Origin of the sequence: Kitasatospora sp. NPDC058243, assembly GCF_042882025.1 — a bacterium.
Classification (GTDB): domain Bacteria; phylum Actinomycetota; class Actinomycetes; order Streptomycetales; family Streptomycetaceae; genus Kitasatospora.
On sequence record NZ_JBHVWW010000074.1, the window covers coordinates 1 to 12,415 of the forward strand.

Here is a 12,415-nt window from a genome sequence, read left to right on the forward strand (position 1 = left end):
GTGCAGCTGGACGGAGCCGTCCGGGCGCAGCGTGGCGGCCTGCGGTCCGGCGGAGGTGCGGGCCAGCGCCCCGGCGCGCAGGGCGCCGGGCGGCCCCAGCGGGGCGGGGCGCTCGGCCGAGCCCGGTCGCCAGCTCAGCACCTGCTCCCGGTGCTCGACCAGGACCAGCCAGGATCCGGCCCGTTCCTCCAGGGCGGCGAGCACCCGGTCGGCCGGGCAGCCGGGCAGCTCCTGGCCGGTGAGGGTGAGGCCGGGCGCCCAGCGGTAGGAGCGCAGGGCGCCGCCGGCCGCCGTCCAGACCGTCATCTCCCCGGCGGAGTTGACCGCCCCGGCGAGCCCGCTGACGCCGCGCGCGGCCTCCCACCAGCCGGCCGAGGTGCCGACCCAGAGCGTCCCGCCGCGGTCCTCGGCGCAGACCACCAGTTCGCCCTGGTGTCCGGCCCAGCCGGCCAGCAACTCCCTGACTGGGCCGGGCCCCTGGCCGGCCGGCAGGCGCTGCCCGTGGTGTCCGGGGCCGGCCAGTGCGGTGCCGTCGGCGCCGCCGGTGACCAGCAGCGGCCGGCCGGCCCGGTCGGGCAGGACGGCCAGGCCCGCGGTGCGCGCCACCGGCCGGCGGGAACGCAGGAGTTCGCGGCCGCGGCCCACCCAGGGGCCGAGCGGGGAGGGGCGGCGGTCCGGTTCACGGGCGAGCGGTTCGCAGGCCCAGCGCGCCAGGTCCTCGCCGTAGCCGGCGGCGAGGAGTTCGGCGCGGGCCTGTTCGGCGGCGAGCCGGTGGTCGAGCCGGCCGTGGTCGGGCAGCAGCAGGGTGCGGGCGAGGGTGCCGACCGCGAACAGGTCCTTGGCGGTGGTGGGGAAGCCGCCGACCTGCTCGGCCTCCGGCGGGACGTGCCCGGGGGTGAACACCGCGACGGTGAGGGTGTGGTCGAGCGGGGCCAGGAAGGTCAGGTCGATCAGCTTGACCTGGTTCTGGGCGTCCACCAGGACGTTGGCGGGGGAGATGTCGCGGTGCACCCAGCGTTTGCGGTGCAGTTCGTCGACGATCCGGCAGAGCCGGGCCAGCACCTCGGCCACCGCCGCCGGGCCGCCGCGCTGGGTGCGGGCCCAGGTGTGCAGCGGCACGCCTTCGACCCAGGGGGAGATCTGGTAGCCGAGCAGCCCGGCGGAGGGCGCGGCGCCGGGCCGGTGCGGGGAGGGGCCGAGCAGGAAGCTGGGCACCACCAGGTCGTTCACGCCCAGGCGGTGGGCGTTGTGCGAGACGTCGTCCCAGCGGCCGAGCCAGCGCCGCACCTCGGAGGGGTCGCGCTCCAGCATGATCTTCGCGGCGACGAGTTCCTTGAGCCCGCTGTGGCCGGTCCGCACCGCCCGCCACACCTCGGCCTCGCCGCCCCGGTGGTGGAATTCCAGGAGTTCGTACTGCTCGGGGTCGAACTCCGGCCCGAACCGGAGCCCGGGCACCCAACGCGACTCGGACACGCATCCCCCGACTGGACCCTGTTGGCCTGTTCGCCCCGACCCGGCCTCGGGCCGGTTCCCGCGCGGTGGTTCTCACACCGCTTCCGCTGCGTCGCCCAGGATAGTGCTCAATTCTGTTCGTCTGTCCGGTGGAGGGCCTATTCTGATGGGCGCCCGATCAACATCGAAACGGCGTCAACTCATGATCACACACCTTGTGTTGATCATCGATCGGCGTATTTCCAAGCGCAGGGGGACGGTGCATGGTGCAGCTCGCGGTGCTGCTGCTCGTGGTGGCACTGGCCGGTGCGGCAGCCGTCGTACTGGCCCGCCGCCGACGGAGCCTGGACGCCCAGGCCGTGGCCAAGGCCCTGGCCACGGCCGCCGAACGGCTCGCCGCCGGCAAGGCCCCGCAGGCCCGGCGCCGCTACGCGCGCCTCGCCCAACGGCTCGCCGCCGGCCCCGAGGAACTGCGCCCGCAACGCGGCCTCGCCCTGCTCGGCCAGGCCGAGGCCACCGTCCCCACCGGCGACCAGCAGGCCACCCTGGCCCTGCACCGCGAGGCCTTCCCGCTGCTCGCCGACCCGGCCCGGCAGCTGCCCCGGTGGAGCCTGCACCGCCTCGCCGAGGAGCGGATATCCGCCCCCGACGGCGACCTCGGGCCGCTGCTCGCCTTCCTCCAGGCCACCGCCGACGGCGCCGAACCCGGCGAGGAGGCCGCGGCCGCCGCCCGCGCCACGGACTGGCTCCAGCGGCTCTGCGGCGAGGGCTCCCCAGAGCAGCGCGAGAGCGCCACCACCCGGTCGCTGGCCGCACTGCCCGGCCGGGACTGGCCGGTCCTGGCCCGGGCCGCCCTGCTGCGCGGCACCGACCGCGCCGCCGAGGCCGAGACCCTGCTCGCCGCGTCCGCCCCCGGCGGCAGCGGCGAACTCTGGTTCCGCTGGGGCGCCCAGCTGTTCACCCTGCACCGGGACGAACCCGCCGTCGCCGCCTTCGACGAGGCGCTGCGCCGCGGCCCCGGCGAGCCCTCCCCGTGGGGGCGCGGCCCGGCGCTGCGCACCGAAAGCCTGCTCTTCCGGGGCCTGGCCCGGCAGCGGCTCGGCGCCACCGACGCCGCCTGGTCCGACCTCGCGGCCGCCGCCACCGAGACCCCCGGCGACCCCCGCCCCCGCTACGCCCTCGGCCGACTCGCCCTGCTGCTCGGCGCCGACGAGCAGGCCCGGGACCAGTTCACCGCCGCCCTGACCGTCCAACCCTCCTTCGCCCCGGCCCGGTTCGGCCTCGCCCTGGTGCACGAGCGGGCCGCGCGCCCCGCCGAGGCGGCCGCCGACTACCGCACCGGCCTCGGCCTCGCCCCCGACTGGCGCCCCGCCCGGGTCCGGCTCGGCGCGGCCCTGCTCGCCGCCGGGCAGGCCGCCGAGGCCGCGCCCGTCCTCGGCGCCGAGGCCGACGTCGAACCGGACTCCCGCTGGGCCCGGATCGCCGCCTTCCACCACGGTCTGGCCCTCGCCCGCACCGACGACCCGGCCGGCGCCCTGGCCCGCTGGGAGCCGCTGCACGACGAGGACCTGCGCGAACGGCAGGCCCTGGCCCGCGACCGGCTCGCCCGCACCCGGCTGGCCGACGACCCGGTGGCCGCCCGGGAGCTCTGGCAGCAGGCCGCCGCCGACCACCCGGCCGCCCCCGGCTACCGGGCCGCGCTGCGCGAGGCCGCCCTGCGCGAGGCCGCGCACCTCCTGATCACCGGCCGCGACCGGCCCGAACCGCGCGAGCGGGCCGCCGCCGCACTCGCCCTCGCCGACACCCTGCCCGGCTCCGTCACCCACCGGCAGGCCCGGCTGCGCGCCGCCCTCGCCCTGGCCGAGGGCTCCACCGCACCGCTGAGCACCCTGCTCGACGCCGCCACCGGGCCGCGCGACCGCTACCACCTGGCCGCCGCCGCCCTGCTGACCGGCCGTCCGGTCCAGACCATCGCCCTGCTCGCCCCGCTCGCCCCCGACCCGGCCGGCGACCCGGGCCTCGCCCGGCTGCGGGCGCTGCTCGCCGAACGGGCCGGCAACTGGGCCGCCGCACTGGACTGGTACCACCACTTCCTGACCGCCGGCCAGGCCCCCGAGCCGCCGCAGCCCCCGCCCGCGACGGCCGACTGCGCCGTCTGCCCCGCCCCCGCCACCGGCGTCTGCGCCGGCTGCGGCCGGGAGGTCTGCGCCGCCCACCTGCACCGCCCCGCCGACGGCGCCGCGCCGCGCTGCGTACGCTGCACCGGCCCCGCGCTGCGCGCCGTCCTGGACTGCGCCCGCCGGGCCGGGGTGCCCGAGCAGGCCGAACCCGTCCTCGCCGCCTGGGCGCAGGCCCTCGGCGACAGCCCCGCCGCCGCGCCCGTACGGTTGGACCTTGCCCTGCTGCGGGCCGAACTCGGCCGACTGGACGAGGCGTTGGCCGACCTGCCGGCGGACGCCGACGCCGCGCGCGGCGCCGTCCTGATCCGCCGGGCCGGCGCCGCCCTCGACGCCGGCGAGCCCGGACGCGCGGCCGGCGACCTGCGCCAGGCCCTCACCCTCGCCCCGGGCCGGCCGCAGGCCGCCGCCGCGCTCGTCCTGCTCGCCGAGCACGAGGCCCACCAGCACGCCGTCGAGGGTCGCCACCGCGAGGCCTGGGACGGCTACCACGCCCTGCTGCTCAAGGACCCGGCCCACCCCCGGCTGCTGCACGCGCTCGGCCTGGCCGGCTACCGGCTCGCGGTCTCCCTCCAGGCAGGCCCGGAAACCTCGGAAGGCCCGGACGAGCGGATCTGGACCTGGACGCTCGGCTGCCTGGTCGCCGCCCTGCACCAGCCCGACCTGTGGGCGGAGTCCGCCCGGATCACCGGCCGCCCGGCCGAACCGCAGCGGATGTCCACCGCCCGCAGCGCGCTCACCGACCGCCTCCGCGAGGACCTGCGCGCCCTGGACCGGGCCGCCGGCCGCACCGGCGACGAGGTCACCGCCTGGACCCTGCGCCTCGGCATGGAGGCGCACAGCGCCGACGCCTTCGCCCAGGAGGACGTCCGGATCACCCTGCCCGGCCGCCCCGCCCGGCGCCTCGCCCTCGGCCCCGCGCTCGACCGGCTGCTCCGCCAGGAGCCCGAACTCGCCGCCTGGGCAGCCGGGTTCGACGAGGCCGTACGGGCCTGGCGGCGACCGGAAACCCCCGACGGGCACCCGCTGACCAGGGCCCTCGGCCTGTTCGGCGACCTCGGCCCGCAGCGCTACCTGCTCCTCCAGGGCCGCCAGGCCGCCGCCGTCGGCGCCCTGGACGCGGTGCCCGAGGCCGAACGCGGAACGGGCTGGCGGGACCTGCTCGGCGAGAGCCTGGTCAGCGAGGCCCGCGAGCACCACCGCAACCAGGACTGGCGCGAGGCCCTGGACTGCCTCACCCGCGCCCGGGCCGTGCCCGGCGCCGTCCTGCCCGCCGACGCGCCCGCGATCGCCGCCGAGTGCGGCGTCCGGGCCGCCCGCGCCCTGCTCAAGAGCAGCGACGACGACCAGGCGGGCGCCACCGAACTCCTGGAGAAGGCCCTCGCGCTGGCCCCCGACCACCCCGAGGTGCGCGGCGACCTCGGAGCCACCTACGCCCAGTGGGCCCGCAAGATCAACAACGAGGCCAAGGACTACCCCCGCGCCCTGGTCCTGCTGCGCAAGAGCATGGAACTCGCCCCCGGCGACCCGACCGCCGTCCACTTCCTGGAGGCCGCCCTCGGCAACCGGGCCGGCCAGCTCAGCCGCCCCGACGCCCCCGAAGCGGAACTGGAGGAGGCCGCCGACGCGTGGCGGGAGCTGATCACGCTCAACCCCGACCCGGACCACCGGCTCGGCCTCGCCTTCGTCCTGCGCCACCTCTCCCGCATCGCCGCCTTCGCGGACCACCGAGCCCTCGCCGTCGCCCGGATGGCGGAAGCCCTGCGCGCCGACCCGGAATGGGACGGCGACACCGAGGAGGAGGCCCCGCGCCGGGTCGCCGTGATGCTGGCCAACCACATGCTGGACAACCTCCAGGACAGCCCGTTCACCACCCAGGCCGCCATGCTCCAGAAGGCCAGGTCCTACGACGACTCGGCCGAGATCCGCCGCCTGATGGTCAGCGTCTGGCGCGGCGAGGCCATCGGCCACTACGAGGCCCACCGCTACCGCGACGCGATCCGGCTGCTGGAGGAGGCGCTCGCGCTCTCCCGCACCCCGGAGGACGTCGCCAAGCTGCACGTCGAACTCAGCGTCGTCTACAGCTCCTACGCCGTCGGCCAGGCCAACCTGCGCCAGTTCCGGGAGGCCCGCTCGCTGATCGGCAAGGCCGTCGAGTACAACCCGGACGACCGCGACCTGCGCGCCCTGCAACGGAGGATCGGCGCACTGCGCTGACGGCAACCGCGGAGCCGCCGTCGTCGTCGTAGCCCATACGTCCATCCCTGAGCCGCAGCCGCAGCCAATCCCGAGCCGCAGTCAATCCACGAGCCACAGCCAATCTCTGAGCCACAGCCAATTCCTGAGCAACCGTCAGCCGTGAGGAGAGAAGCCGCCCGCCATGCCACTGCACGAACCGTCGCCGTACGAGGTCCTGGGCGTTGCGCTCACGGCCGGCGTGCGCGAGATCAACCTCGCCGTCGGCCCGGCGATGAAGGCCGGCCGCTACACCCGCCAGCAGATCCAGGACGCCGCCGCCCTGCTGCGCAACCCCGACCGGCGGCTGGAGCTGGACCTCCAGCGCCCCCTGCCGCCGGAGCCGGTCGACCAGGCCGCCGACCTGCTGGCGCCCGCCCTCGCCGAACCGCTGCTGGTCGTCGAACGCCCGCCGCTGCCGCCCGCCGCCGCCCTCCTGGTGCTGCACCGGGCCGAGGCGGCGGCCGACTTCGCCGAACCCGCCCCCGGCGGCGCCGACCCCGAACCGCCCGTCCCCGCCCGCTACGCGGCCGACCTGTCCGTGCTGCCGCAGATCGAGGTACCCGAATGACCGACACGCCGACCGCTCCCGCGCCCGACGGCCACCGGCCGCTGGACGTCCCGCAGCGCGCCCTGGAGGTCGACCTCGACCAGGCGTTCAGCCAACTGCTGTTCCGGGCCTCCCTCCTGCAGCGCCTGCGGGCCGAGGAGGCGCAGACCGCCCGGGCCACCCAGCGGGACCTGCTGGGCATCCTGGTCGAGGTGGACGACGCCCTCGCCGCGCTCGGCCTGGACCGGGAGCTGGTGCTGCTCGGACGCGGTACCGGGATCGAGGCCACCCGCCGGCGGCTGCTCGGCCGGCTCGCCAAGGCCGGGGTGCGCCCGATGCGGCTGGAGGGGCTGGCGGCGGACCCGGCGCTGACCGAGATCGTCGGCACCGAGCCGCGTCCCGCAGTGGCGCCGGAGACGGTCGTCCGGACGGTGGTCACCGGGTTCTTCTGGGAGGAGGAGGTGCTGCGCCGCGCCCAGGTCGTCGTCGCCGCGGTGCCCGAGCCCGCCCCGGTGGGGGAGCCGGTCCTCGCGGAGGACGTCGAGCGGGCCCTGGAGCCCGTACCGGAGGGGGCCGCGGCGCCGGACCTTGAGCCTACGGAAGCCGGGGGCGACGACACCGGGCCCACGGAGGCCGAGGGCGAGGACGGCGGCCCCGAACCCGCCGCCGCGCCGGTGAACCCCGCCGCCCGGGCCACGGCGGCCCCGCCCCGGGCCCGCCGGAAGGGAACGGCCGCGGGCGGCCGGCGCAAGCGGAAGAAGTAGCCAGGACCACGAGGGGCAAGAGGGGAACGACATGTACCGCACACTCGGCATCGACCTGGGCACCACCAACTCGGTGGTGGCCCACCTGCGCCGGGGCGAGCCGGAGATCATCTTCAACCGGCAGAACCAGGAGGCCACGCCCTCCGTGGTCGGCAGCGGCCGCAAGGGCGAACTGCTGGTCGGCTCCACGGCGCGCAGCCGGGTCGCCATCGACGGCGTCAACGTGATCCGCTCGGTCAAGCGCTTCATGGGCCGCAAGTTCAAGGACCCGCAGGTCCAGGCGGCCCTCAAGGAGGTCGACTACAAGGTCACGGCCGGCACCGACGGCGACGTCAACGTCTGGTTCAACGGCCGCTCCTACACCCCGATCGAGATCTCCGCGATCATCCTGCACCGCCTCAAGGAGGACGCCGAGCAGCGCTTCGGCGAGCCCTTCCACCGGGCCGTCATCACCGTCCCCGCGTACTTCGGCGAACGGCAGGTCGCCGCCACCCAGGAGGCGGGCCGGATGGCCGGCCTGCACGTGCTGCGGATCATCAACGAGCCGACCGCCGCCGCGCTCGCCTACGGGATCACCTCCGAGGCCGGCGACGAGGGCCGGACCGTCCTGGTCTACGACCTCGGCGGCGGCACCTTCGACATCTCCATCCTGCTGCTGGTGCCCGGCTCGGTCTCGGTGCTCGGCATCGAGGGCGACAACCTGCTCGGCGGCGACGACTTCGACCGGGCCATCACCACCGCACTGCTGGAGGACATCCGCGAGGAGTACGGCGCGGACTACCAGCCCGACCTGCGGGACCGCCCCAAGATCGCCTCCACGGCCGAGACCATCAAGATCGAGCTCTCCCACCAGGAGGCCTCCGAGGTGATCCTGCCCGGCCTCGGCGCCGGCCAGCTGGTGCTGGAGACGGAGTTCGAACGGGCCCGCTTCGAGGAGCTGATCGAGGCCCAGATCGAGCGCACCATCGAGCTGACCCACAAGGCCATCATGCAGGCCAACCTCACCGTCGGGGACATCGACGAGGTGGTGTTGGTCGGCGGCTCCACGGCGATCCCGCTGGTGGCCCGGCGGCTCGGCGAGGTCTTCGGGCCGCGCCGGATCCGGCGCGGCGTCAATCCGATGCAGTGCGTGGCGCTCGGCGCGGCCGTGCAGTCCGCGCTGGTCGGCGAGGTGGAGTGCCCCGAGTGCCGGGCCCCCGGCGACCTCTCCGCCTCCAACTGCGCCAACTGCGCCACCACGCTGCTCGGCGGGCCCCGGGTCTCCTGCGCCGGCTGCCACCTCCCGGTCGACGCCGAGGCCGCCGCCTGCCCCAAGTGCGGCCAGGAGCTGGGCGGTTCGGCCGCCGGTGCGGCCATCCCGGCGCAGTCCCAGGCGGCCACCGCCGTGCGCAGCGACAACTGCCCGCGCTGCGGCACCCCCGCCGCCCCCGGCGTCACCGCCTGCGAACTGTGCGGCGAGGCGCTCAACTCCGCCGCACCCGGGCAGACCAGGGTCGCCTCGACCGCCGCCGAGGACGTCGGCCTGCGCTGCGCCGCCTGCGGCGTGGTCAACCCGCCGGGCAGCGAGGCCTGCCAGGGCTGCGGCGAGCTGATGCAGGTCACCAACCCGTTCGACATCACCCCGAAGAACCTCGGTATCGAGCTCAACGACGGCCGACTGGCCGTCATCATCCCCAAGAACACCAGTTACCCGACCAGTTCGCCGGTCAGCCGCGAGTTCGTGGTCTCCGGCAGCGGCCGCCAGCGGCTGGAGATCGCGGTCTACGAGGGCGAGCACGAGATCGCCCAGCAGAACGAGCTGATCGGCCACCTGACCCTGCGGCTGCCCGCCGGGCTCGGCGGCCGCACCCCGGTGGAGGTGTCCTTCGGCCTCGACCGGGACCGCACCATCACCCTGTCGGTGCGGATCCAGGGCGGCGGCGAGAAGACCGTCAAGCTGGAGCGCGTCACCCTCGACCCCGAGCTCAAGGTCCAGGTCGAGGAGCAGCAGCGGCAGATCGAGACCTTCACCGACCGTTGGGGCGGCGAGCTCACCGAGGCCGAGATGCGCGAGGCGCAGCGCCTCATGGACAGCCTGGACGACCTGGCCGCCGGCCAGACCCGCGGCCAGTCGGTGGACGAGGCGCTGGAGCGGGCCCAGCGCCAGCTGAAGGCCCAGCGCTGGGTGCGCGGCTCGGAGGCGTACCTCAGCCTGTTCATCCACTACTGCGAGAAGCACCTCGACCCGAGCGACCTCGACCGGCTGCGCTCGGTGGCCGCCGACCTGCGGCTGCGCCGCGAGGCGGCCGACTGGGAGGGCGCCATGCGCGCCGCCCAGCGGGCCGACGAACTGTGCGACTCGCTCGGGCACACCTTCCGGATGCTCACCATGTGCAACGTCTACGTCAACCAGAACATGGTCTCGCCGGCGCTGGCCCAGCGGATCATGGCCGAGCTGCGCGGGCTGGACGAGGCGGTGGAGTCGGCCAACATGGAGGCCGCCAACCAGCACAGCTCGGCGCTGCTGGCGCTGTACGCGCAGGCGCAGCGGGAGCTGGGCAGCGAGCCGCTCGCGGAGTCGCTCGGTCCGGTCCGTCCGGAGGAGGCCGGTCCGCGATGAACTCCGACGTGACTCCGCCCGACGTGACTCCGTCCGAGGTGCCACCGTTCGAGGTGCCACCGTTCGAGGTGTACCCGTCCGAGGTGTCCCCGGCCGACGTGCACCCGATCGGCGGGCAGGTCGCCGAGGTTCCGCCGATCGAGGTGCGCTGCCCGCAGTGCACCGTCCCGGCGGACCCGCAGGGCCTGCGCTGTCCGTCCTGCCGGGAGGATCTCGGCGTGCTGTTCCGGCTGCGTTACGCCGCTCGGATCGACTACAACCGGGCGCTGGACGCGCTGGCGGCAGGTGACAGGGCGTTCGCGCTCGGACTGCTGCACCGCGCGGTGGCGGCCGAACCGGGGCTCGAACCGGCCCGGGACCTGCTGGAATGGGTGAGCGCGTCCGGGTCCGTGCGGCCGGTGCCGGGGGAGCGGGAGGGCGACACGCCCTCTGAGTGACCAATTCGGCCGTTCCCGGCCTGCCATCGAGTTCGATCGGTGCGAGTGTGTTCGTCACATGGATGTTCGCTGCCCTCACAAGGAGTGACGCAATGCGTATTCGTACCACCCTCGCCGCCACCGCACTCGCCGCTGTGGCCGTTCTGGCCGGTGCCGGCACCGCCTCCGCGGGCGACGCGACCGCGAACGGTGTCGCGTTCGGTTCCCCCGGTGTGCTCTCCGGCAACCAGATCCAGATCCCGATCAACCTCGAGGCCAACGTCTGCGGCAACTCGATCGGCATCATCAGCATCCTCAACCCGGCCTTCGGTAACACCTGCATCAACGGCTGACCCGACTGCTGGGGCCGTCCGTCGAACCCGACGGACGGCCCCAGCATCGTGTCCGCACCCCCGTTCGGGGGTGGTGGCGCGGGCGCGAGGCGGAGAGCATGGGGGCCGACCCGCACGCGCCCACCCAGGAGTCAGAACGTGCCGACCACGCCGACCCCGCGCAGCTACGCCTCCGGCACCTCGGACGTGCCGCTGCTCGGCGACACCATCGGGGAGAACCTCGACCGCGCGGTGCGCGCCTACCCCGCACGGGACGCCCTGGTCGACCGGGCCACCGCCCGCCGCTGGACGTACGCCGAACTCGCCGCCGACGTCGACGCGTTGGCCCTCGGCCTGCTCGACCTCGGCATTGCCAAGGGCGACCGGGTCGGCATCTGGGCGCCCAACTGCGCCGAGTGGACGCTCACCCAGTACGCCACCGCCAAGCTCGGCGCGATCCTGGTCACCATCAACCCGGCCTACCGCTCACACGAGTTGGAGTACGTGCTGAACCAGGCCGGGATCCGCCTGCTGGTCGCGGCCGAGCGCTTCAAGACCTCCGACTACGCCGGAATGATCGAGGAAGTACGGCCCCAGTGCCCGGAGTTGGAGCGGATGGTGCTGATCGGCAGCCCCGGCTGGGACACCCTGCTCGCCGCCGGGCGCCGCGCCGACCCCGGCCTTCTCGCGCAGCGGCAGCGGGAGTTGACGCCGGACGACCCGATCAACATCCAGTACACCTCCGGGACCACCGGCTTCCCCAAGGGTGCGACCCTGTCCCACCACAACATCCTCAACAACGGCTACTTCGTCGGCGAACTGCTCAACTACACCGAGCAGGACCGGATCTGCGTCCCGGTGCCGTTCTACCACTGCTTCGGCATGGTGATGGCGAACCTCGCGGCCGTCTCCCACGGCGCCTGCACGGTGATCCCCGCGCCCTCCTTCGACCCGGGCGCCACCCTGGCCGCCGTCGCCGCCGAGCGCTGCACCTCGCTGTACGGGGTGCCCACCATGTTCATCGCCGAACTCGCCGACCCCGACTTCGCGCGCCACGACCTCACCAGCCTGCGCACCGGCATCATGGCGGGCTCCCCCTGCCCGGCCGAGGTGATGAAGGACGTCATCGGCCGGATGGGCATGGCCGAGGTCGCCATCTGCTACGGCATGACCGAGACCTCGCCCGTCTCCACCCAGACCCGCGCCGACGACACGGTCGACCGCCGGGTCTCCACCGTCGGCCGGGTCGGCCCGCACCTGGAGGTCAAGGTCATCGACCCGGCCACCGGCCGGACCGTCCCGCGCGGCGAGCCCGGTGAACTCTGCACCCGCGGCTACTCCGTCATGCTCGGCTACTGGGGCGAGCCCGAGCGCACCGCCGAGGCCGTCGACACCGCCCGCTGGATGCACACCGGCGACCTCGCCGTCATGGACCGGGACGGCTACCTCGCCATCACCGGCCGGATCAAGGACATGGTCATCCGCGGCGGCGAGAACCTCTACCCGCGCGAGATCGAGGAGTTCCTGTACACCCACCCCGACGTCCTCGACGTCCAGGTCGTCGGCGTGCCCGACACCCGGTACGGCGAGGAGCTGATGGCGTGGATCCGCATGCGCGCGGGCGCCGAGCCGCTCACCGCCGACACCGTCCGCACCTACTGCGCCGGCCGGCTCGCCCACGTCAAGATCCCGCGGTACGTGCACGTGGTCGAGGAGTTCCCGATGACCGTCACCGGCAAGGTCCGCAAGGTCGAGATGCGCGCCGAGGCCGTGCGCCTGCTCGGCCTCTGACCTGACCCACCGCCGCCCGGTACGAGCCCGCCCGTCCGCACACACCGAACGGCCCCGGGCGGGAGGGGGGGTTCTCGGGGAGGGGGAGGTTGTTCTGTC

Annotated in this window: 8 protein-coding genes; 7 read left to right on the forward strand and 1 reads right to left on the reverse strand. The window is 75.0% G+C overall.

From position 1 onward, the window contains the following. On the reverse strand, positions 1-1,473 hold a 1,473-nt coding region (locus ACFVX9_RS33615; RefSeq protein WP_387985388.1), incomplete at its 3' end, for a protein kinase. Between the two features lie 242 nt (positions 1,474-1,715). Here ACFVX9_RS33615 and ACFVX9_RS33620 point away from each other — a divergent pair. The 7 genes from ACFVX9_RS33620 to ACFVX9_RS33650 all read left to right on the forward strand — a co-directional run bounded on the left by ACFVX9_RS33620 (position 1,716) and on the right by ACFVX9_RS33650 (position 12,316). Beyond that, entirely contained in the window at positions 1,716-5,846 is a 4,131-nt protein-coding gene (locus ACFVX9_RS33620; RefSeq protein ID WP_387985390.1) for a hypothetical protein, read from the forward strand. Between the two features lie 163 nt (positions 5,847-6,009). Beyond that, positions 6,010-6,435, forward strand: a complete 426-nt coding sequence (locus ACFVX9_RS33625; protein ID WP_063346590.1) for a hypothetical protein — start codon at positions 6,010-6,012, stop codon at positions 6,433-6,435. Continuing rightward, positions 6,432-7,178 (forward strand): nucleotide exchange factor GrpE, encoded by a 747-nt coding sequence (locus ACFVX9_RS33630; protein ID WP_387985393.1) that lies wholly within the window; start codon positions 6,432-6,434, stop codon positions 7,176-7,178. The genes ACFVX9_RS33625 and ACFVX9_RS33630 overlap by 4 nt, the downstream gene beginning before the upstream one ends. A gap of 31 nt (positions 7,179-7,209) precedes the next feature. Next, positions 7,210-9,777, forward strand: a complete 2,568-nt coding sequence (locus ACFVX9_RS33635) for an Hsp70 family protein (protein ID WP_380486148.1) — start codon at positions 7,210-7,212, stop codon at positions 9,775-9,777. Further along, entirely contained in the window at positions 9,774-10,214 is a 441-nt protein-coding gene (locus tag ACFVX9_RS33640) for a hypothetical protein (protein ID WP_387985396.1), read from the forward strand. Before ACFVX9_RS33635 ends, ACFVX9_RS33640 begins: the two co-directional genes overlap by 4 nt. A gap of 92 nt (positions 10,215-10,306) precedes the next feature. Further along, the gene (locus ACFVX9_RS33645) at positions 10,307-10,546 is read left to right on the forward strand and encodes a chaplin (RefSeq protein WP_380339720.1); all 240 of its coding nucleotides are present in this window, start codon (positions 10,307-10,309) and stop codon (positions 10,544-10,546) included. Positions 10,547-10,684: 138 nt separating this feature from the next. Further along, a complete protein-coding gene (locus tag ACFVX9_RS33650; protein WP_387985400.1) occupies positions 10,685-12,316 on the forward strand; it encodes an AMP-binding protein in 1,632 nt (543 codons plus the stop codon). Positions 12,317-12,415 lie beyond the last annotated feature (99 nt).

Excerpts from the sequence above, each read along its gene's own strand:
- ACFVX9_RS33620 (WP_387985390.1), top strand. The coding sequence starts at position 1,716 with ATGGTGCAGCTCGCGGTGCTGCTGCTCGTGGTGGCACTGGCCGGTGCG.
- ACFVX9_RS33625 (WP_063346590.1), top strand. The coding sequence starts at position 6,010 with ATGCCACTGCACGAACCGTCGCCGTACGAGGTCCTGGGCGTTGCGCTC.
- ACFVX9_RS33630 (WP_387985393.1), top strand. The coding sequence starts at position 6,432 with ATGACCGACACGCCGACCGCTCCCGCGCCCGACGGCCACCGGCCGCTG.
- ACFVX9_RS33635 (WP_380486148.1), top strand. The coding sequence starts at position 7,210 with ATGTACCGCACACTCGGCATCGACCTGGGCACCACCAACTCGGTGGTG.
- ACFVX9_RS33640 (WP_387985396.1), top strand. The coding sequence starts at position 9,774 with ATGAACTCCGACGTGACTCCGCCCGACGTGACTCCGTCCGAGGTGCCA.
- ACFVX9_RS33645 (WP_380339720.1), top strand. The coding sequence starts at position 10,307 with ATGCGTATTCGTACCACCCTCGCCGCCACCGCACTCGCCGCTGTGGCC.